Origin of the sequence: Streptomyces sp. AB3(2024), from assembly GCF_041862025.1 — a bacterium.
Classification (GTDB): Bacteria; Actinomycetota; Actinomycetes; order Streptomycetales; family Streptomycetaceae; genus Streptomyces.
This window is the reverse complement of record NZ_JBGWAB010000135.1, coordinates 1-20078: the sequence shown is the minus strand read 5'-3', so window position 1 is coordinate 20078 and position 20078 is coordinate 1. Positions and strand designations below refer to the sequence as shown.

Annotated in this window: 17 protein-coding genes and 1 pseudogene; 14 read left to right on the top strand and 4 right to left on the bottom strand. The window is 72.0% G+C overall.

Translation table 11 applies throughout. From position 1 onward, the window contains the following. Positions 1-189: 189 nt before the first annotated feature. From ACEPPI_RS34020 to ACEPPI_RS33975, 10 genes are all read left to right on the top strand, one after another. A complete protein-coding gene (locus tag ACEPPI_RS34020) occupies positions 190-1089 on the top strand; it encodes an alpha/beta hydrolase (RefSeq protein WP_373919118.1) in 900 nt (299 codons plus the stop codon). A gap of 181 nt (positions 1090-1270) precedes the next feature. Then, positions 1271-1960 carry a phosphoribosylanthranilate isomerase gene (locus tag ACEPPI_RS34015; protein ID WP_373919116.1) on the top strand — a complete coding sequence of 230 codons (690 nt, stop codon included), beginning with the start codon at positions 1271-1273 and terminating at the stop codon, positions 1958-1960. 98 nt (positions 1961-2058) lie between these two features. Continuing rightward, positions 2059-2727, top strand: coding sequence for a uracil phosphoribosyltransferase (upp, locus tag ACEPPI_RS34010; RefSeq protein WP_373919115.1), 669 nt, complete (start codon positions 2059-2061; stop codon positions 2725-2727). Then, positions 2724-3653, top strand: coding sequence for an EamA family transporter (locus ACEPPI_RS34005; RefSeq protein ID WP_373919114.1), 930 nt, complete (start codon positions 2724-2726; stop codon positions 3651-3653). Before upp ends, ACEPPI_RS34005 begins: the two co-directional genes overlap by 4 nt. Positions 3654-3828: 175 nt before the next feature. After that, a complete protein-coding gene (locus ACEPPI_RS34000) occupies positions 3829-4062 on the top strand; it encodes a hypothetical protein (protein ID WP_373919113.1) in 234 nt (77 codons plus the stop codon). A gap of 10 nt (positions 4063-4072) precedes the next feature. Continuing rightward, entirely contained in the window at positions 4073-5017 is a 945-nt protein-coding gene (locus tag ACEPPI_RS33995; RefSeq protein WP_030237956.1) for a pseudouridine-5'-phosphate glycosidase, read from the top strand. Between the two features lie 69 nt (positions 5018-5086). Next, positions 5087-6169 carry an alkene reductase gene (locus ACEPPI_RS33990; RefSeq protein WP_331733560.1) on the top strand — a complete coding sequence of 361 codons (1083 nt, stop codon included), beginning with the start codon at positions 5087-5089 and terminating at the stop codon, positions 6167-6169. A gap of 14 nt (positions 6170-6183) precedes the next feature. Then, positions 6184-7125, top strand: coding sequence for a ribose-phosphate diphosphokinase (locus ACEPPI_RS33985; protein WP_030237951.1), 942 nt, complete (start codon positions 6184-6186; stop codon positions 7123-7125). Positions 7126-7432: 307 nt separating this feature from the next. Then, positions 7433-11284, top strand: coding sequence for an amino acid adenylation domain-containing protein (locus tag ACEPPI_RS33980; RefSeq protein WP_373919112.1), 3852 nt, complete (start codon positions 7433-7435; stop codon positions 11282-11284). Positions 11285-11563: 279 nt separating this feature from the next. After that, positions 11564-12367, top strand: a complete 804-nt coding sequence (locus ACEPPI_RS33975; RefSeq protein WP_373919111.1) for a BTAD domain-containing putative transcriptional regulator — start codon at positions 11564-11566, stop codon at positions 12365-12367. A 13-nt stretch (positions 12368-12380) separates the two neighbouring features. Here ACEPPI_RS33975 and ACEPPI_RS33970 read toward each other — a convergent pair whose 3' ends face one another. Then, positions 12381-12965 carry an NADPH-dependent FMN reductase gene (locus ACEPPI_RS33970; RefSeq protein ID WP_373919110.1) on the bottom strand — a complete coding sequence of 195 codons (585 nt, stop codon included), beginning with the start codon at positions 12963-12965 and terminating at the stop codon, positions 12381-12383. A 229-nt stretch (positions 12966-13194) separates the two neighbouring features. Between ACEPPI_RS33970 and ACEPPI_RS33965 the strand changes: the two genes are divergently transcribed. Further along, entirely contained in the window at positions 13195-13932 is a 738-nt protein-coding gene (locus ACEPPI_RS33965) for an SDR family NAD(P)-dependent oxidoreductase (protein WP_373919109.1), read from the top strand. 92 nt (positions 13933-14024) lie between these two features. Here ACEPPI_RS33965 and ACEPPI_RS33960 read toward each other — a convergent pair whose 3' ends face one another. Both ACEPPI_RS33960 and fabG read right to left on the bottom strand, forming a co-directional pair. Next, positions 14025-15002, bottom strand: a complete 978-nt coding sequence (locus tag ACEPPI_RS33960) for an aromatase/cyclase (RefSeq protein ID WP_373919108.1) — start codon at positions 15000-15002, stop codon at positions 14025-14027. Positions 15003-15075: 73 nt separating this feature from the next. Then, positions 15076-15861: a 3-oxoacyl-ACP reductase FabG gene (fabG, locus tag ACEPPI_RS33955; protein ID WP_373919107.1), complete on the bottom strand. Its 786-nt coding sequence runs from the start codon at positions 15859-15861 to the stop codon at positions 15076-15078. Between the two features lie 220 nt (positions 15862-16081). Between fabG and ACEPPI_RS33950 the strand changes: the two genes are divergently transcribed. From ACEPPI_RS33950 to ACEPPI_RS33940, 3 genes are read left to right on the top strand one after another with little or no spacing between them, the layout of a single operon-like run. Beyond that, the gene (locus ACEPPI_RS33950; RefSeq protein WP_373919106.1) at positions 16082-17260 is read left to right on the top strand and encodes a DegT/DnrJ/EryC1/StrS family aminotransferase; all 1179 of its coding nucleotides are present in this window, start codon (positions 16082-16084) and stop codon (positions 17258-17260) included. Next, the gene (locus ACEPPI_RS33945) at positions 17257-18528 is read left to right on the top strand and encodes a beta-ketoacyl synthase (protein WP_373919105.1); all 1272 of its coding nucleotides are present in this window, start codon (positions 17257-17259) and stop codon (positions 18526-18528) included. The genes ACEPPI_RS33950 and ACEPPI_RS33945 overlap by 4 nt, the downstream gene beginning before the upstream one ends. After that, positions 18525-19790 (top strand): ketosynthase chain-length factor, encoded by a 1266-nt coding sequence (locus ACEPPI_RS33940; RefSeq protein ID WP_373919104.1) that lies wholly within the window; start codon positions 18525-18527, stop codon positions 19788-19790. The genes ACEPPI_RS33945 and ACEPPI_RS33940 overlap by 4 nt, the downstream gene beginning before the upstream one ends. An 80-nt stretch (positions 19791-19870) precedes the next feature. Here ACEPPI_RS33940 and ACEPPI_RS33935 read toward each other — a convergent pair. Beyond that, a pseudogene (locus ACEPPI_RS33935) lies at positions 19871-20078 on the bottom strand (crotonyl-CoA carboxylase/reductase); the annotation flags it as partial.

Below are 20078 nucleotides of genomic sequence, written 5' to 3'. Positions count from 1 at the left end.
GCCCGTGCCCACCCGCAGGGCCGGGACCCCGCGCGGGCCCGTGTTCCGGGCCGGCCGTCCGCGGGCCGCCTCCCGTCCGTCGCGCTGACGACGCTGCTGCGCCGCCGGGCGGCCTGGGGGATCGCCCTGGCCCGGTCCCGGGCCGGGCGCCGCTGACCTTCCGACCCCCGATCCGCCAGGAGAACCCGTATGGCCACCTCGCCACAGCCCGGCACGCCCGGTGTGCGGGCCCTCACCCTCGACGCGGGCGGGATCCCGCTGTCGGGGCTGCTCGCCCTGCCGGCGCAGCCCGTGCCCCGGGCCGTCGTGGTGGCCCTGCACGGCGCCGGCATGAGCGCCGGCTACTTCGACAGCCGGGCCCGCCCCGGGCTCTCGCTGCTCGAACTGGGCGCCTCCCTGGGCTACACCGTCCTCTCCCTGGACCGGCCCGGCTACGGGGTCTCGGCGGCGGCGCTGCCCGAGGGGCAGGAGCTCGCCGGGCAGACCGAGACCCTCCTCGCGGCCCTGGAGGACTTCGCCCGCGGTCACGAACTCGGCGCGGGCTACTTCCTCGTGGCCCATTCCAACGGCGGCCGGCTCGCCCTGTCCGCCGCGGGCGCCGGGGGCGGTTTCGCGCCGCTCGGCGTGGACCTGTGCGGGCTCGGCCGGCGCTTCGCCGTGGAACTCGGGCAGCTGCCCGGGGCGGCGGACCTGCGGGGCCAGTGGCGCCGCCACTGGGGGGCGTTGCGGTTCTACCCGCCGGACGCCTTCCGGCAGGGCGCGGAACTCATCCGTCCGGTGCCGGTCCTGGAGGCCAGGGAGACCATGCGCTGGCCGGACATGTACCCCGCGGTCGCGGCCCGGGTGGGGGTTCCGGTCCGCTTCACCTTCGCGGAACAGGAGCTGTGGTGGAGGACCGACGGCGCGGCTCTGGAGGAACTCCTGAGTCCGCTGCCGCGGGCCGCGGAGGCCGTCCGCCAGCCCGATTCCGGTCATAACATCAGTCTCGGCTGGGCCGCCCGCACCTACCACCTGCGGGTCCTCGCCTTCCTGGAGGAGCGCCTGCTCGCCGCCGACGCGGCCCTCGCCGCCCCCGTGGCGACGCCCTGACCGATACCTGAACAAGGTTGACGCGGATCTGACATAAAGCCCGTTGACCCGTGGATCGGCATCTATGAGGCTTTTCGTGAGCATCCCGAGACGTGTAACGAATCCGTCATACCGGGGCACGTCACCTCGTTCTGCCTGTACTCGCTTTGATTCATGAGATTCATCCCGAAAAGGAACACACATGAGTGACGTGAAGGACCTGGTCCAGGTCGCCGGCATCATCGACGCCGAGGAGGCCAAGCTGCTGGCCGAGGAGGGCGTTGACTGGTTCGGCTTCCCGCTCCGCCTCCCGTCGGGCAAGGACGACATCTCCGAGGCCGCGGCCACGGAGATCATCGCCGGCCTGACCGCGCCCCAGGAGGGCGTCCTCATCAGCTACATGACGGATGCCGACGAGATCAGCGCGTTCACCACCCAGCTCGGGGTCAAGGCCGTCCAGCTCCACGGCGACGTCGAACCGGAGCAGCTGCGCAAGCTCAAGGCCAACCGCCCCGACCTCTACGTGCTCAAGAGCCTGGTCGTGAAGGAGGACAACGCCGAGGAGCTGCTCAAGCTCGTCGACGAGGTCGCGGACGTGGTGGACATGTTCATCACCGACACCTTCAACCCGGCCACCGGTGCCAAGGGCGCCACCGGCCTCACCCACGACTGGAACGTCAGCGCCGAGCTCGTGCGCCGTTCCCCCAAGCCCCTGATGATGGCCGGCGGCCTGAGCCCGGAGAACGTCGCCGACGCGATCCGCTTCGTCAAGCCCGCCGCCGTCGACGCCCACAGCCTCCTTGAGGGCGCCGACCGCCGCAAGGACCGCGCCAAGGTCGCGAAGTTCGTGGCCGAGTCGCGCAAGGCGTTCGCCGAGATCGCGGGCTCCTGACCCCGGCACCCCACCATGCGGTTGCGGCCGCCCGGGGCCCCCTGGGCCCCGGGCCCGGCCGCAGCCCGTCTCCACCGACCGACGAGAAGCAGGTTCTCATGGCGACCGGCCACCACAACGTCCACCCGCTGCCGCAGACCAACCAGCTCCGGGCCATGCACACGATCATCCGCGACCGCGACGCGTCGCGCGCGGACTTCGTGTTCTACTCCCGGCGCATCATCCGGCTCCTGCTCGAATCGGCCCTCGACCAGCTGCCGTTCGACAAGCAGAAGGTCGTCACGCCGGTCGGCGAGACCTACGAAGGGCTCACGTTCGGTCCGAAGCTGTGCGCCGTGCCCGTGATCCGGGCCGGTGACTCCATGGTGGACGAACTGCGCGAGATCGTGCCGAACATCCGCATCGGCAAGGTCCTCATCCAGCGGGACAAGACCACCAAGCTCCCGCACCTCCTCTACCAGCACCTGCCGGCCGACATCGCGGACCGGCACGTCCTGCTCCTGGAGCCGATGCTCGCCACGGGCGGCAGCGCCAACGCCGCCATCGGCGTGCTCCTCGAAGCGGGCGTCCGCGAGGAGAACATCGTCTTCGTCAACTTCCTCGCCGCGCCCGAGGGCATCGCCGCGGTCCACAGCCGGCACCCGGCCGTCAAGATCGTCACCTCCTCGGTCGAGGAACGCCTCAACGAGCACGCGTTCATGATCCCGGGCATCGGCGACTTCGGTGACCGCTTCTTCGGTACGACCGACTCGGGCGCCGCCCGATGAAGAGCTCCCGCACCCTGGCGGACTCCGCGCTCACGGCGTTGGCGCCCGCGATCTGGGGTTCGACGTACCTGGTCACCACGGAACTGCTGCCCGAGGGACGCCCCCTGCTGGCGGCGGTCCTGCGCGCCCTGCCCGCCGGGCTGATCCTGGTGCTCTTCGGCCGGACGCTGCCCAAGGGAATCTGGTGGTGGCGGGCCCTGGTCCTGGGCGTCCTGAACATCGGCGCCTTCTTCTACCTGCTCTTCGTCGCCGCCTACCACCTGCCGGGTGGTGTCGCCGCGCTGGTGATGTCCATCCAGCCGATGATCGTGCTGCTGCTCGGCGCCGTCCTGCTGAAGGAGAAGATCAAGCGGATCCACCTGGCGGCCTGTGCGCTCGGCGCGGCCGGTGTGGGGCTGCTCGTCCTCCAGCCGAACGCCGGGCTGAACGCCACCGGTGTCATCGCCGGCCTGCTGGGCGCGCTCAGCATGGCCTCCGGCATCGTGCTGACCAAGCGCTGGGGCCGCCCCGAGGGCGTCGGCCTGCTGCCCTTCACGGGCTGGCAGCTGAGCGTCGGCGGTCTGGTCCTGCTCCCGATCGCGCTGATGGGCGAGGGCCTGCCCGACGAGATCACCGGCAAGAACGTCTGGGGCTTCCTCTACCTCGGCGTCATCGGGGCCCTGTTCGCCTACGCGATCTGGTTCCGCGGCGTACAGCGCCTGCCCGCCCTGGCCGTCTCGTTCCTGAGCTTCGCCTCCCCCCTGGCGGCCACCCTGCTCGGCTACTTCGTCCTCGACCAGTCGCTCTCGCCGCTCCAGATCGTCGGAGCGCTGGTGGTCGTCGGCGCGGTGTTCCTGGCCCAGCCGCGGCCGGGCCGCAGGCAGCCGAAGCCCGAGCCCGAGCCCGAGGCGGCCCGCCGGACCCCGCGGGAAGCAGTCGAGGCGTAACGCCCCGACGGCCTCCCGCCCGAGACTCCCCGCCGCCGGCCCCTTCCCCCCTGGGCGCGGGCGGGGAGCGGTGGTGGCACACCGCGGTCTCCCCCGTCCGCGGTGTGCCGCCCACCCCCCCCCACACACAGACAACAGACCAGAACGCGCACCACTCCGTGAGAGGACCGAGATCGTGCCCCACGTCCACGTCAGGCACTACCCGAGGAACTTCACGGAGGAGCAGCTCAGGGCCATCGACGAAGCGGTCACCGTCGCTGTGACGAGCACCTTCGCCACCGGGGAGGACACCGTCTCGATCTCCCTTGAGCCGGTCACACCGGAGGACTGGGAGAGCCAGGTCCTCGCCGAGATAGCGGCCCGCCGGGACGAGCTGATCAAAGCGCCCGGCTACTGGAACGAGAGTTGAGAGAGCCCCGATGAGCGCAAGCAACGGCATCCCCGTCGTCTACACCGAGGAGGTCCGCGAGGCCCTCCACGAGGGCGCGGCCGTCGTCGCCCTGGAGAGCAACGTCATCACGCACGGCCTTCCTTACCCGGACAACGCGGCCACCGCCCGCAAGGTGGAGGACGCCGTACGGGCCGGTGGCGCCGTACCCGCGACGATCTGCATCGAGGCCGGCGAGATCCGGGTCGGCATGAGCGACTCCGACATCGAGCGCTTCGCCTCCCTGCCCGGCATCCCCAAGGTGTCCAGCCGGGACCTGCCGGTCGTACTGGCGCAGGGCGGCCTCGGTGCCACCACCGTGGCCACCTCCGTCGTCGCGGCCGAGCTCGCGGGGATCCCGTTCTTCTCGTCCGCCGGCATCGGCGGCGTGCACCGGGGCGCCCAGGAGACCTGGGACGTGTCCTCGGACCTCATCCAGTTCACCCGCTCCAAGGTCGCCGTCGTCTGCGCGGGCGCGAAGATGATCCTCGACCTCGGTCTGACCCTGGAGTACCTGGAGACGCAGTGCGTCCCCGTCGTCGCCTACCGCTCGGACGACTTCCCCGCCTTCTACTGCCGTACGAGCGGCCACAAGGCGCCCCACCGCCTGGACGACGAGCAGGTCATCGCCCGCGCCGTCGAGGCCCACTGGGCCCTCGGCAACAACAGCTCCTTCCTGATCACCACCCCGGTCAGGGAGGAGGACGCCATCGACTCCACCGAGGTGGACACGGCCATCCGCGCCGCGGTCGCCGAGGCCACCCGTGACGGGGTGTCGGGCCAGGCCATCACCAAGTACCTGATGCGCGCCGTCGACGCGGCGACCGAGGGCCGTTCGGCCAAGGCCAACATGGCCGTCCTCGCCTCCTGCGCCGAGGCGGCCGGCCGCCTCGCCGTCGCCCACTCCCGCCACCTCGCCGAACTCGCGGGCCGCTGACCCGTCCCGTCCGCAGGCGTTTTCCGTTCCACCACCGCACCACGCGTTGACCTCAGTCTGGAGAGACACATGTCCGAGAAGCTGTTCGAGCCGGTCACCCTGGGGAAGCTGGCCCTGAGCAACCGAGTGGTCATGGCGCCCATGTCCCGCAACCGGGCGACCGCCGAGGGCCTGGCCACCGACCTGATGGCCACCTACTACGGCCAGCGGGCCGGCGCCGGCCTGATCATCACCGAGGGCGCGCAGCCCAGCGCCGTGGGCCAGGGCTTCGGCAACAGCCCCGGTCTGCACACCCAGGAGCAGGCCGAGTCCTGGAAGCCCGTCACCGAGGCCGTGCACGCCGCCGGCGGCAAGATCGTGGTGCAGCTCATGCACGCCGGCCGCATCGGCCACCCCTCGCTGTACCCGAGCGGCCACCAGTCGGTCGCCCCGTCCGCCGTCGCCGCGGCCGGCCAGGCCTACGGCCCCGAGGGTCCGCTGGACTACCCCGAGCCGCGCGCCCTGACGGTCGAGGAGATCGCCGAGGTCGTCAAGGAGCACGCGGACGCCGCCGAGCTCGCCATCGAGGCCGGCTTCGACGGCGTCGAGGTCCACGCGGGCAACGGCTTCCTGCTCCACCAGTTCCTGGCGGAGAACAGCAACCAGCGCACCGACCAGTACGGCGGCTCGGTCGAGAACCGCGTCCGCTTCGCGATCGAGGTGATCGAGGCGGTCTCCGAGCGCATCGGCGCCGACCGCGTCGGCGTGCGCATCTCGCCGTCGAACCCGTACAACGACATCGTCGAGGGCGACACCCACGCCCTCTACGAGGCGCTCGTCGCGGCCCTCCCGCCGGTGGCCTTCCTGCACATCCTGGAGGGCGGCAACCGCGACCACATCGCCGCCCTGCGCGCGCAGTGGACCGGCACGATCATCCTGTGCCCGCACCCGGAGAACGGCGTCCCGGTCTCGGCCGAGATCGCCACCGAGGCGCTGGAGACCGGGGTCGCCTGCGCGGTCGCCTTCGGCTCGGCCTTCCTCGCCAACCCGGACCTGACGGAGCGCATCCGCACGGGCGCCGCGCTGGCCGAGGCCGACCAGAGCAAGTTCTACGGTGGCGACCACACCGGTTACACCGACTACCCGACGCTCGCCGAGGCCGGCGCGGCGTGAGCGAGACCGGGCAGATGCTGCTGTTCTCGGGGCGCGCACACCCCGAGCTGGCCGAGGCGATCGCCGCCGAGCTGGGTACGACGCTGGTCCCGACGAAGGCGATCGACTTCGCCAACGGCGAGATCTACATCCGCTACCACGCCTCGGTGCGCGGCGCGGACTGCTTCGTGGTCCAGAGCCACACGGCGCCGATCAACAAGTCGATCATGGAACAGCTGATCATGATCGACGCGCTGAAGCGCGCCTCGGCCCGCAGCATCACCGTGATCCTGCCGTTCTACGGGTACGCCCGCCAGGACCGCAAGCACAGCGGCCGGGAGCCCATCTCGGCCCGCCTGGTGGCGGACCTGCTCAAGACGGCCGGCGCGGACCGGATCCTCACGGTGGACCTGCACGCCGACCAGATCCAGGGGTTCTTCGACGGCCCCGTGGACCACCTCTTCGCCATGCCGGTCCTCGCGGACTACATCGGCTCCAAGGTGGACCGCGAGGACCTGACCGTGGTCTCGCCCGACGCCGGCCGCGTGCGCGTGGCGGACGGCTGGTGCGACCGGCTGGGCGCCCCGCTCGCGATCGTCCACAAGAGGCGCGACAAGGACGTGGCCCACCAGGTCACGGCCCACGAGGTGGTCGGCGACGTGCGCGACCGCGTCTGCGTCCTGGTCGACGACATGATCGACACCGGCGGCACCATCTGCGCCGCGGCCGACGCCCTCTTCGCCCAGGGGGCGAAGGACGTCATCGTTGCGGCCACGCACGGGGTGCTCTCCGGCCCCGCCGCGGACCGGCTGAAGAACTCCCGCGTCAGCGAGTTCGTCTTCACGGACACCCTGCCGGTGCCCGGGGCCCTCGGACTGGACAAGGTCACCGTCCTGTCCATCGCCCCGCTCATCGCCGGAGCCTCTCGCGAGGTCTTCGAGAACGGATCAGTGACCCGGCTCCTCCAGAGCCGGTGAACGCCCGGACGGACGGGCCGACGGGGGCCCGTCCGTCCGTTGGGGGAGGGCGGCCGCACGCACCGCGCCGTTCCGGTCATCCCGGGTGGTGAGGCTCCGGCCTCGCGCCCTCGTTCTTCGGTTTTCCCGGCCGGACAGTCGCTCCGGCCTCCGACGCCCACCGTGCCGCGGCGTCCGCCTCCGGGCGGACCCGCTCTCCACACGCCGGTGAGGTGTCGCATCGCGGGCTCACCGACACACCGGAGCCCGGCGCGGGGGCGTTTCGCACGCGCCCGTTGCTCCACAACGGAACGTAAGGAAGCGGGAAATGACTCTTCAGGAGACCAGCGTGCTCGAGCCCACCCTGCGCGGCACCACCACGTTGCCCGACCTGCTGGCGAAGCGGGTCGCGGAGCACCCCGAGGCGACCGCCGTCGCCTACCGGGACGAGAAGCTCACCTACCGCGAGCTGGCGTCCAGAAGCTCCGCCCTCGCCGAGTACCTCAGACACCTCGGGGTCTCGACGGACGACTGCGTCGGCCTCTTCGTCGAGCCGTCCATCGATCTGATGGTCGGCGCCTGGGGCATCCTGTCCGCCGGCGCCGCCTACCTGCCGCTGTCCCCGGAGTACCCCGAGGACCGGCTGCGGTACATGATCGAGAACAGCCAGGCGAAGATCATCCTGGCGCAGCAGCGCCTGGTCTCCCGCCTGCGCGAGCTCGCCCCGCAGGACGTCAAGGTCGTCACCCTGCGCGAGTCCGAGGCGTTCGTCCGGCCCGAGGGCCAGGTGGCCCCGGCCATCGAGGGCGCCCGCCCCGACAGCCTCGCCTACGTCATCTACACCTCCGGCAGCACGGGCAAGCCGAAGGGCGTGATGATCGAGCACCACAGCATCGTCAGCCAGCTCGGCTGGCTGCGCGAGACCTACGGCATCGACCGCAGCAAGACCATCCTGCAGAAGACCCCGATGAGCTTCGACGCCGCCCAGTGGGAGATCCTCTCCCCGGCCAACGGCGCCACCGTCGTCATGGGCGCCCCCGGCGTCTACGCCGACCCCGAGGGCCTCATCGAGACCATCGTCAAGTACGGCGTGACCACCCTGCAGTGCGTCCCCACCCTGCTCCAGGGCCTGCTCGACACCGAGAAGTTCCCCGAGTGCACCTCCCTGCAGCAGATCTTCAGCGGCGGCGAGGCCCTCTCGCGCCTCCTGGCGATCCAGACCACGCAGGAGATGCCGGGCCGCGCCCTGGTCAACATCTACGGGCCGACCGAGTGCACCATCAACTCCTCCTCGTACGCGGTCGATCCCGCCGAGCTGGACGAGGCACCGCAGTCCATCTCCATCGGCGCCCCGGTGGCCGGCACCGAGTACCACATCCTCGGCAAGGAGGACCTCAAGCCCGTCGGCGTCGGGGAGATCGGCGAGCTCTACATCGGCGGCGTCCAGCTGGCGCGCGGCTACCTGCACCGCCCCGACTTGACCGCCGAGCGCTTCCTGGAGATCGCGCTCACCGAGGGCGCCGCGCCCAAGCGCCTGTACAAGACGGGCGACCTGGGCCAGTGGAACCCGGACGGCACCGTGCAGTTCGCCGGCCGCGCCGACAACCAGGTCAAGCTGCGCGGCTACCGCGTCGAGCTGGACGAGATATCCCTGGCGATCGAGAACCACGACTGGGTGCGCAACGCGGCCGTCATCGTCAAGAACGACGGCCGCACCGGTTTCCAGAACCTCATCGCCTGCGTCGAGCTGAGCGAGAAGGAAGCCGCCCTGATGGACCAGGGCAACCACGGCTCCCACCACGCCTCGAAGAAGAGCAAGCTCCAGGTCAAGGCGCAGCTGTCCAACCCGGGCCTGCGCGACGACGCCGACCTCGCCGCCCGCACCGCCTACGACCTGCCGGGCGCCGAGCCGACCCCCGAGCAGCGCAGCCGCGTCTTCGCCCGCAAGACGTACCGCTTCTACGAGGGCGGCGCGGTCACCGAGTCCGACCTGCTGGCGCTCCTCGGCGGACAGGTCCCCGCAGCCTACTCGCGCAAGGCCGCCGACCTGGCGCCCGCCGAACTGGGCCAGATCCTGCGCTGGTTCGGCCAGTACCTCAGCGAGGAGCGGCTGCTCCCCAAGTACGGCTACGCCTCCCCGGGCGCGCTGTACGCGACGCAGCTGTACTTCGAGCTGGAGGGCGTCGGCGGGCTGCAGCCGGGCTACTACTACTACCAGCCGCAGCGCCACCAGCTCGTCCTGATCAGCGAGAAGGCCGCCACCGGCAAGCCCACCGCCCACATCCACTTCATCGGCAAGCGCGGCGGCATCGAGCCGGTCTACAAGAACAACATCCAGGAGGTCCTGGAGATCGAGACCGGCCACATCGTCGGCCTCTTCGAGCAGGTGCTGCCGTCCTACGGCCTCGACATCCGCGACCTGGCGTACGAGCCGGCCGTCCGCGACCTGCTGGACGTCCCCGAGGAGGACTTCTACCTGGGCACCTTCGAGCTGGTCCCGCACGCGGGCCGGCGCGAGGACCACGCCGAGGTCTACGTCCAGACGCACGGCAGCAAGGTCGCGAACCTCCCCGAGGGCCAGTACCGCTACGCGGACGGCACGCTCACCCGCTTCTCGGACGACATCGTCCTCAAGAAGCACGTCATCGCGATCAACCAGTCGGTGTACCAGGCCGCCAGCTTCGGCATCTCGGTGGTCAGCCGCGCCCCCGAGGAGTGGATGCACTACGTCACCCTCGGCAAGAAGCTCCAGCACCTGATGATGAACGGCCTCGGCCTGGGCTTCATGTCCTCGGGCTACAGCTCGAAGACCGGCAACCCGCTGCCGGCCTCGCGCCGGATCGACTCCGTCCTGCACGCCAACGGCGTCGAGAGCGGTCCGTCGTACTTCTTCGTCGGCGGCCGGATCAGCGACGAGCAGCTCGGCCACGAGGGCATGCGCGAGGACAGCGTCCACATGCGCGGTCCGGCGGAGCTGATCCGTGACGACCTCGTCAGCTTCCTGCCGGACTACATGATCCCGAACCGGGTCGTGGTGTTCGAGCGGCTGCCGCTGTCCGCCAACGGCAAGATCGACGTGAAGGCGCTGGCCGTCTCCGACCAGGTCAACGCCGAGCTCGTGGAGCGCCCCTTCGTCGCCCCGCGCACCGAGACCGAGAAGGAGATCGCGGAGGTCTGGGCCAAGTCCCTGCGCCGCGAGAGCGTCTCGGTCCAGGACGACTTCTTCGAGTCGGGCGGCAACTCGCTGATCGCCGTCGGCCTCATCCGCGAGCTCAACTCGCGCCTGGGCGTCTCCCTGCCGCTGCAGTCCGTCCTGGAGTCCCCCACGGTCGAGAAGCTCTCCCGCCGACTGGAGCGCGAGGTCGCGCAGGAGTCCTCCCGCCTGGTGCGCCTGCACGCCGAGACCGGCAAGGACCGCCCGGTGCTGTGCTGGCCGGGCCTGGGCGGATACCCGATGAACCTGCGCACCCTGGCCGGCGAGATCGGCCTCGGCCGCTCGTTCTACGGCATCCAGGCGCACGGGATCAACGAGGGCGAGGCCCCGTACGCGACCATCACGGAGATGGCCAAGGCCGACATCGAGGCCATCAAGGAGCTCCAGCCGAAGGGCCCCTACACCCTGTGGGGCTACTCCTTCGGCGCCCGCGTCGCCTTCGAGACCGCCTACCAGCTGGAGCAGGCGGGCGAGAAGGTCGACAACCTCTTCCTGATCGCCCCGGGCTCGCCGACCGTGCGCGCCGAGAACGGCAAGGTGTACGGCCGTGAGGCGTCCTTCGCCAACCGCGCCTACACGACCATCCTCTTCTCGGTGTTCACCGGCACCATTTCGGGCCCGGACCTGGAAAGGTGCCTGGAATCCGCCACGGACGAGGAGTCCTTCGCCGGGTTCATCAGCGAGCTGAAGGGAATCGACGTCGACCTGGCGAAGCGGATCATCTCGGTCGTGGGCCAGACCTACGAATTCGAGTACTCGTTCCGTGAGCTGGCCGAGCGCACGCTCGACGCGCCGGTGACCATTTTCAAGGCCCGCGGCGACGACTACTCGTTCATCGAGAACAGCAACGGCTATTCCGCCGAGCCGCCGACGGTCATCGACCTCGACGCCGACCACTACAGCCTGCTCCGCACCCCGGACATCGGCGAGCTGGTCAAGCACATCCGGTACCTGCTCGGAGAGTAGGAGAGAGCCGGTCACGGAACACGGCCGCCCCGTCGGAGAAATCCGGCGGGGCGGCCGTCTTTTTGCGTTTCCGGACGCGTGCGGCAGAAATCTGCGAAAAGCATTTCCGAATGCTGACGCAAGTTGACGGCGCCCTGACATCCGGCCGGTTGACGTGCGTCTGAGGACTGGAAGAGACTTCTTATAATCCAGGCGGACCGCCCCCCATCACCGCATAGCCGACTCCGTCGACGACCGTTCGGAAATTGCCGCCGTCTTTCTGACGAGGAGTTATCACCCATGCGTTTCCAGCTCATCGGACCATTCGAGATCGTCACGGACGACGGCAGGACCCACCGGCCCGGTACCCCCAAGGTCTGCCAGACGCTGGCCCTGCTGCTGACACGGCCGGGCGAGATCGTGACGGCCGACGCGCTCATCCAGGAGCTGTGGGGCGAGACGCCTCCGCGCAGCGCCGTCACGACGCTCCAGACGTACGTCTACCACGCCCGCCGGATGTTCGCGCAGGAGGAACTGGTACCCGCCGGCCGCTGCCTGATCGTCACCAGCCCGCCCGGCTACTCGATCCAGGTGGACGACGACGAGATCGACATCCGGGTCTTCGAGAAGCTCGTCTCGCGGGCCCGGGCCGAGCTGGCGGCGGACGAACCCCTCACCGCGCTGGGCACCGTCCGCGAGGCGCTCGACCTGTGGCGCGGGCCCGCCCTGTCGGGCATCCCGACCGGCGACGCGCTGAGCGGCCACGTCGTCCACCTGGAGGAGCTGCGCATCCGGGCCTACGAGATCCGCATCGCCTGCGAGGAACAGCTGGGCTGGCACCGCGAGTCCATCCCGGAGCTGCGCCGGCTGACCAACGACTACCCGCTCAACGAGTGGTTCCACAGCCGGCTCATCGGCACCCTCGGCGCCGCCGGGCGGCGCGCGGAGGCCCTCCAGGCCTACCAGAAGGTCCGCCGGCTCCTCGCCGACGAGCTGGGGCTGGAGCCGTCGCGGGAGCTCAAGCAGCTCCAGGCGCGGCTGCTGGCCCCCGTACAGGTTTCGCCGCAGGCCGCGGCGCCGGTTCCGGCGCGCTCGGGGGTCTGACGGCGGGCCGGGCTCAGCCCCCGTAGGGACGCGCGGTGCGCCCGTCGCGCAGGGTGACGCCCCACCAGGCGAGCTGGTCCAGCAGGACGGAGGCGGCCTTGGCGCTGCCGTCCTGGTCGTGGGGGCGGCCCTCCTCGTCGAACCTCTCCCAGGCGTTGTGGAAGCTGACGGTGTCGCGCATCGTGACGGCGTGCAGTTCGGCGAAGACCTGCCGCAGCTGCTCGACGGCACGGTGGCCGCCGGCCATCCCGCCGTAGGAGACGAAACCGACGGGCTTGGCCCGCCAGCCGGCGTAGACGTGGTCCAGGGCCAGCTTGAGCGAGGCCGGGTAGCCGTGGTTGTACTCCGGGGTGAGCACCACGAACGCGTCCAGGGCCGCGACCCGTTCGGCGAGGCGGGGGGTCGGGCCGGGCACCGCCGGTTCGAGGGTGAGTCTGAGCTCCTCGAAGAGTTCCGGTTCGGCCAGGTCGATGACGTGGAACTCCATGTCCTCGCGGCCGGCGGCCTCGGAGAGGAACCAGCGGGAGACCGTGTCGGCGAAGCGGCCGGTGCGGACGCTGGCGATCAGGACGCCTACCTTGAGCGGGCTGACGGACATGGCAGTACCTCTTCCACCGGGTGACTGGGGGCCTCGCGGCCCGGTGATCCAGAACCTATGACCTCAAGTCGACTTGAGGTCAACCGGTGGGCGGAGGGGTCCGCGGACGCCGGACCGGGCCCTCACGCCGTCCCCCACCCGTCCCTCACGCCGTCCCTCCAGCGGCCCGAGACGGCACCGGCGGAAGCTGGACGCGCAACGGGCGTCGGAGAAGGAACGGGGGCAACGGGTGGAACTCGACGGCAGGGTGGCCGTGGTCACCGGCGGGACGAAGGGCCTGGGGCTCAGGATCACCGAGGCGTTCGTCGCCGAGGGAGCCCGGGTCGTCGTCGCCGCCCGGGGGGTGGAGGGCGCGCGGGAGGCCCTGGCGCCCCTCGGGGACCGTGCCGTCTTCCACCGGGCCGACGTACGCGACCCGGGGTCCGTGCGGGCGCTGATGGACGGCGCCGCGGAGCGGTTCGGCGGGATCGACGTCCTGGTGGCCAACGCGGGGGTGAGCCGCCCCGGGCCCCTGGTGGGGCTGTCGGCCGGAGACTGGGCCGAAGCGGTCGACACCAACCTGGGCGGCCTCTTCCACTGCGTCCAGGCGGCGGTCCCGCACCTGGAGCGCAGCCCGGCGGGCCGGATCATCGCCCTGTCCTCCGCCCTGGCCTCCCGCCCCACGCCGGGCGCCGCCCCGTACTGCGCCACCAAGGCTGCGGTGGAGATGTTCAGCAAGGTGGCCGCGCTGGAGCTGGCCCCGAAGGGCATCACCGTCAACTGCCTGTCACCCGGGTTCATCGACGAGGGCATGGGCCGGCGGCTGAAGCAGAACCCGCAGGTGTGGAGCCGGTACGCGCCCAAGGTCTCGGTGGGCCGGATGGGCCGGGGCGAGGAGGTCGCCGGCGCCGCCGTCTACCTCGCGGGGGCGGGCGCCTCCTACGTCAACGGCCACGTCCTGGAGGTCAACGGCGGCCTGGGCTGGTGACCCGTCCGGGGCCGGACCGCGGGCCGTCCGGTCCCGCGGGGCTCCGGGATGCCGGTCCCCCGGTGCTTCCGTCCCGCGGGCTCCCGGACCCCTCAGACCCCGGCGCGGCGCTCGGCGAACCGTCGGGTCCGGCCCTGCGCGAAGTCCCGGGCGTGGTGCAGGGTCGCCGTGCTGTTGGTGCTCAGCGCCGTGCGCACGTAGGCGCGGGCGTCCTCCACCGTCGCGGCGGGGCCCAGCACCCGCGCGATGTTGGCGGTGTTGAGGGTCACCGTGTGCTGGGAGGAGGCCAGGACGCCGCCCTCGCCGTCCTCGGTGAACGTCCAGTACCCCGTGTGCAGGCTCATCAGCGCGGGCAGGGTCGTCTGCTTGTAGGCGATCCGCTCGTACGGGAAGGTCACCCGGTAGGACTTGGTGGTGTGCACCGAGCCGTCCTTCGCGCGGGTGTCCATCTCCAGCTCCTGGAGGCCGGGGGTGTCCTCGGTGAGCCGGACGACCGCCACGTGGGGCAGCCGCTCGGGCCACAGGTCCGCCTCGTTGACGAAGTCGAAGACGTCCGAGGCGGAACCCTCGACGCGCACCGTGTCCTCGAAGGAGAAGGTCAGGTCCTCGGTGGCGTGGGCGTGCTCGACGTTGGTCTTGAGCGCGTCCAGCTCGGAGCGGGAGTTGCGGTCGACGGCCCGGTCGATCCAGGCCAGGCTCCCGGGGTCGTCGTCGACGGCCCGGTAGTCGTGCAGCAGCCGCACCCGCGAGGAGTCCGGCGACAGCGCCTCGATGATCCACGTCCCGCCCATGGCGGCGACCGGCGGGGCGGGCACCTCCTGGCGGAAGGTGATCGTCAGCCGCTCCGGGTCCAGGGTCCGCCGGGAGGTCCAGTTCTTGGGCTCGCCGTTGGCGGTGGCCCAGATGCGGATGCGCTCCTCGTCCCCGCCGAGCGGGGTGTGGTCCACGTAGATGGTCGGGGGGAAGATCCGCGGCCAGTTGCGGACCTCGGCGATCAGGCGGTACACGGCGGCGGCCGGGGCGGAGACCGTGATCTCGTGCTCCACTTCGCGGGGGCCGGGCTGCGGCATGGTCGTGCTCCTCGGGATCGGGGTTCGTGATCGGGTGCGTCCGGCCGCACGCGCGGGCGTACGGGGACGGGGCTCAGAAGTTGCCGAGGCCGCCGCAGACGTTGAGGGCCTGCGAGGTGATGGAGGCGGCGGTGTCGGAGGCGAGGTAGCCCACCAGTCCGGCGACCTCCTGCGGGGTCGAGTAACGGCCGAGCGGGATCTTCGCCCGGAACTTCTCCAGCACCGCCTCCTCGGAGGTCCCGTAGGCGGCGGCGTAGCCCTGGCGCACGCGCTCGGCCATCGGGGTCTCGACGTAGCCGGGGCAGACGGCGTTGACGGTGATGCCCGTCGGGGCCAGCTCGTTGCCCAGCGCCTTGGTGAAACCGACCACGCCGTGCTTGGACGCCGAGTAGGGGGCGCCCAGGACCACGCCCTGCTTGCCCGCGGTGGAGGCGATGTTGATGATGCGGCCGCGGTTCTTGGCCCGCAGGCCACCCGTGTTCAGGGCCTCGCGGGTGACCCGGAAGACACTGGTCAGATTGGTCTCGATGACGTCGTTCCACAGCTCGTCCGCGAGGTCGGCGGTGACCCCGCCGCCCGAGCGTCCGGCGTTGTTGACGACGACGTCGAGGGTGCCGAAACGGGCGACGGCCGCCTCGATCCACGCCCGGACGCCCTCGCCGCTGCGGACGTCGACGCTCGCGCCGTCCACCTCAAGGCCCTCGGCGGTGAGCTCCTTCACGGTGCGCTCGACGTTCTGCGCGTCCCGGGCACCGATGAAGACCCGGTGTCCCGACGCGGCGAGCGTACGGGCCACCTCCAGCCCGATTCCGCTCGTCGCCCCGGTGACGACGGCAACACGCTTGGTCTGGTCCGGCATGAGAACTCCTCGGCGAAATCGACGGGTGGCGCACGCGGAGACTCCGGTACGGCGGTGGAGGGGGGCTCGAAGGGCCCTGGTACCCGGCGCGCACCGGCCCCGGCCGGACCCGCGGCGGTGCCCCGCGCGCGCCGCGCACGGCCGCCGGACCACCGGCTCTCCATCGGGGGTCGAGCGGGTGTCCACAAGCTCGACGCGACACCGCACGCGAGAGGCGACCATGATCAATCTCTTCCAGCCGCAGGTCGGAGCTGAGGAACTCGACGCGGTCGCCGGGGTGTTCGAGGACCGGCGGCTGGGCAACGGACGACGCACCGAGGCCTTCGAGGCGGCCTTCGCCGCCCACCTGGGCGTCCCCACGGGCCACACCGTGTTCACCAGCTCGGGCGCCACCGCACTGCACCTGGCCATGGAGACCCTCGGCCTGCGCCCCGGCGACGAGGTCGTCCTGCCCTCCATCGGTGTCCCCGCCACGGCCGAGGCCATCGCCGCGCGCGGCGGCCGGCCGGTCTTCTGCGACGTGGACCGGCGCGGCCTCAACCCCTCCCTGGAGGACATCGAGGTCCACCTCGGCGACCGCACCCGGGCGGTGCTGCTGCTGCACTACGGAGGCCGGGCCGGCGACGTCGTACGGATCGCCGCCCGCTGCCGCGAACTCGGCGTCGTCCTCATCGAGGACGGCTCCTGCTCCCTGGCCTCCCGGGTCGGCGACCGCCCCGCCGGCACCTTCGGCGACCTCGCCGTCTGGAGCTTCGACGCGGGCCGGGTCCTGGTCACCGGCGACGGGGGCATGGTCTACGCCAAGGACCCCGAGCGGGCCGCCCGCACCCGCCACCTCGCCCGCCACGGCCTGGTCCGCGCCAGCGGCTTCGGCCACGGCACGCCGCCCTGCGGGCCGGGCGAACCGGACCTGCCCGAATACGGCCGCGGCATCCTCGGCAACGACCTGACGGCCGCCATCGGCTCCGTACAGCTGCGCCGGCTCCCGGAGATGATCGAACGGCGCAAGGAGATCGCGGGCCGGTACGACCGGCTGCTCGAAGGGACCGAGGGGCTGCTGACGCCGCCGCCGCTGCCCGAGGACCACGAGTCCACCGAGTGCCTCTACTGGGTGCAGATGGACCCGGCCATCCGCGCCGGGGTCGTCGCCGACCTCCTCGCCGAGGAGATCTACACCACCTCCCACCACGCCCCCCTGCACCGGTTCCCGGCCGACGACCCCGAGGAGGCGCCGGCCGCCCTCCCCTCCTGCGACTGGGCGGTCGACCGCACCGTGCGCCTGCCCCTGCACCCGGGTCTGACCGACGCCGACGTACGCACCGTCACCGACGCCCTGCGCGCGTCGGTGCGGGCCCGGCACCGCACCGAAGAAGGACTCACCGTGAAGGACACCCCATGAGCCGCCGCGTCGTCATCACCGGGATCGGCGTCGTCGCGCCCGGGGGAGTGGGCACCGGGCAGTTCTGGGCCCGGCTCACCTCCGGGCGCACCGCCACCCGCGCCATCAGCCTCTTCGACGCCACCGGATACCGCTCCCGGATCGCGGCCGAGGTCGACTTCGACCCGCTCGCCCACGGGTTCACCCCCGAGGAGGCCGCGCGCCTGGACCGGGCCGCGCAGTTCGCCCTCGTCGCCGCCGACGAGGCCCTCCTCGACAGCGGCCTGGACACCTCGGCGCTGGACCCGGCCCGTACCGGGGTCTCGCTGGGCAGCGCCGTCGGCTGCACCACCGGCCTCGACACCGAGTACGACGCCGTCAGCCGGGGCGGATCCACCTGGCAGGTCGACCACACCCTCGCCGTCCCGCACCTGTTCGACTACTTCGTGCCCAGCTCGCTCGCGGCCGAGGTGGCCTGGCGGGTGTCGGCGCAGGGGCCCGTCGCCCTGGTCTCCACCGGCTGCACCTCGGGGCTGGACTCCATCGGGCACGCCGTCGAGCTGATCCGCGAGGGCAGCGCCGACGTGATGGTCACCGGGGCCACCGAGGCCCCCGTCTCCCCCATCACCGTCGCCTGCTTCGACGCCATCAAGGCCACCTCCCCGAACAACGAGGACCCGGAGACCGCCTCCCGCCCCTTCGACGCCACCCGCAACGGGTTCGTCCTCGGCGAGGGTTCGGCCGTGCTGGTCCTGGAGGAGCTGGAGAGCGCCCGCCGGCGCGGCGCGACCGTCTACGCGGAGATCGCCGGTTTCGCCAGCCGCGGCAACGCCTACCACATGACCGGGCTGCGCTCCGAGGGCGTCGAGATGGCCGAGGCGATCACCGTCGCCCTCGACGAGGCCCGCCTCGACCCCACCGCCGTCGACTACGTCAACGCGCACGGCTCCGGCACCAAGCAGAACGACCGCCACGAGACGGCCGCCTTCAAGCGCAGCCTCGGCGAGCACGCCCACGCGGTCCCGGTCAGCTCCATCAAATCGATGATCGGCCACTCGCTCGGCGCGATCGGCTCCCTGGAGGTGGCCGCCAGCGCCCTGGCCATCGCGCACCACACGGTCCCCCCGACCGCCAACCTGCGCACCCCGGACCCCCTGTGCGACCTGGACTACGTCCCGCTGACCGCCCGGGAGCACCGCACCGACACGGTGCTGAGCGTCGGCAGCGGCTTCGGCGGCTTCCAGAGCGCCATGATCCTGACCCGACCGCGCCTGGGAGATGCCGCATGACCACGGACACCGCCACCGCCCCCGGGACCGCCGCCGGAACCGGGACCGGGCCGGCCGCGCCCGTCGTCACCGGCATCGGCGTCACCGCCCCCAACGGGCTGGGCACCGAGGCCTGGTGGGCCGCGGTGCTGCGCGGCGAGAGCGGCATCCGCCCGCTCACCCGCTTCGATCCCGACCGGTATCCGGCCAGGCTGGCCGGCGAGGTCCGCGACTTCGACGCCGCCGACCACCTCCCCGGCCGGCTCCTGCCGCAGACCGACCACGTGACCCGGCTCGCCCTCACCGCGGCCGACGAGGCCCTCGCCGACGCCGGCGTGGACCCGGCCGCCCTGCCCGACTACGCGGCGGGCGTCATCACCGCCAGCTCCGCGGGCGGCTACGAGTTCGGCCAGCGCGAGCTCCAGGCGCTGTGGAGCAAGGGCAGCCAGTACGTCAGCGCCTACCAGTCCTTCGCCTGGTTCTACGCCGTCAACAGCGGCCAGATCTCCATCAGGAACGGCCTGCGCGGCCCCAACAGCGTCCTGGTCAGCGAGCAGGCCGGCGGCCTCGACGCGGTGGCCCAGGCCCGACGCCAGCTCCGCAAGGGCACCCGGCTGCTCGTCACCGGCGGCATGGACTCCTCGCTCTGCCCCTGGGGCTGGGCCGCCCACCTCGCCGGCGGTGAACTCAGCACCCGCGAGGACCCGCGGCGGGCCTACCTGCCCTTCTCCGCCGACGCCGACGGGCACGTGGTCGGTGAGGGCGGCGCCCTGCTGATCCTGGAGGACGCCGCCGCCGCCCGCGAACGCGGAGCCACCGGCTACGGAACGGTGGCCGGGTACGCCGCCACCTTCGACCCGCGGCCCGGCTCGGGCGGCGCCCCCCGGCTCGGCGACGCCGCCCGCCAGGCCCTGCGCGAGGCCGGCGCCGCCCCGGACGAGGTCGACGTGGTCTTCGCCGACGCGGCGGGCCGGCGGGACGCGGACCGCGACGAGGCGCGGGCGATCACCTCCCTCTTCGGGGAGTACGGAGTCCCGGTGACCGCGCCCAAGACCATGACGGGCCGCCTCGGCGCGGGCGGCGCGGCCCTCGACCTGGCCGCCGCGCTGCTGTCCCTGCGCGACGGGGTCATCCCGCCGACCGTCCACACCGGCCGGCCCGCCGCGGACTGCCCGGTCGACCTGGTGACCGGCCCGCGGCGCCCGGAGCGGCTGCGTACGGCTCTGGTCCTGGCCCGGGGCCGCGGCGGGTTCAACGCGGCCATGGTGGTCCGCGCCCCCTGAACGGCACCCCGCGCGACCCCCCGGCGCCGGGGGGTCGCCACCGGGGGCGGGCAGACGGCGCCGGCCCCCGGCGTGCGGGGTCAGGCGCCGAGGGGGTCACCGCCGGGACGGAAGCGGTTGATGGCGTCCAGGTGCCGGGCGCGCAGTTCGTGGTCGCGGATGCCGAGGCCCTCCTCGGGGGCGAGGGCGAGGACGCCGACCTTGCCCTGGTGGAGGTTGCGGTGGACGTCGTAGGCGGCCTGCCCGGTGTCTTCCAGGGAGTAGACCTTGGAGAGGGTGGGGTGGATC

Bases quoted from the DNA above. Each gene is read 5' to 3' on its own strand.
- ACEPPI_RS34020 (WP_373919118.1), top strand. From the start codon at position 190: ATGGCCACCTCGCCACAGCCCGGCACGCCCGGTGTGCGGGCCCTCACC.
- ACEPPI_RS34015 (WP_373919116.1), top strand. From the start codon at position 1,271: ATGAGTGACGTGAAGGACCTGGTCCAGGTCGCCGGCATCATCGACGCC.
- upp (WP_373919115.1), top strand. From the start codon at position 2,059: ATGGCGACCGGCCACCACAACGTCCACCCGCTGCCGCAGACCAACCAG.
- ACEPPI_RS34005 (WP_373919114.1), top strand. From the start codon at position 2,724: ATGAAGAGCTCCCGCACCCTGGCGGACTCCGCGCTCACGGCGTTGGCG.
- ACEPPI_RS33995 (WP_030237956.1), top strand. From the start codon at position 4,073: ATGAGCGCAAGCAACGGCATCCCCGTCGTCTACACCGAGGAGGTCCGC.
- ACEPPI_RS33990 (WP_331733560.1), top strand. From the start codon at position 5,087: ATGTCCGAGAAGCTGTTCGAGCCGGTCACCCTGGGGAAGCTGGCCCTG.
- ACEPPI_RS33985 (WP_030237951.1), top strand. From the start codon at position 6,184: ATGCTGCTGTTCTCGGGGCGCGCACACCCCGAGCTGGCCGAGGCGATC.
- ACEPPI_RS33980 (WP_373919112.1), top strand. From the start codon at position 7,433: ATGACTCTTCAGGAGACCAGCGTGCTCGAGCCCACCCTGCGCGGCACC.
- ACEPPI_RS33975 (WP_373919111.1), top strand. From the start codon at position 11,564: ATGCGTTTCCAGCTCATCGGACCATTCGAGATCGTCACGGACGACGGC.
- ACEPPI_RS33970 (WP_373919110.1), bottom strand. From the start codon at position 12,965: ATGTCCGTCAGCCCGCTCAAGGTAGGCGTCCTGATCGCCAGCGTCCGC.
- ACEPPI_RS33960 (WP_373919108.1), bottom strand. From the start codon at position 15,002: ATGCCGCAGCCCGGCCCCCGCGAAGTGGAGCACGAGATCACGGTCTCC.
- fabG (WP_373919107.1), bottom strand. From the start codon at position 15,861: ATGCCGGACCAGACCAAGCGTGTTGCCGTCGTCACCGGGGCGACGAGC.
- ACEPPI_RS33950 (WP_373919106.1), top strand. From the start codon at position 16,082: ATGATCAATCTCTTCCAGCCGCAGGTCGGAGCTGAGGAACTCGACGCG.
- ACEPPI_RS33945 (WP_373919105.1), top strand. From the start codon at position 17,257: ATGAGCCGCCGCGTCGTCATCACCGGGATCGGCGTCGTCGCGCCCGGG.
- ACEPPI_RS33940 (WP_373919104.1), top strand. From the start codon at position 18,525: ATGACCACGGACACCGCCACCGCCCCCGGGACCGCCGCCGGAACCGGG.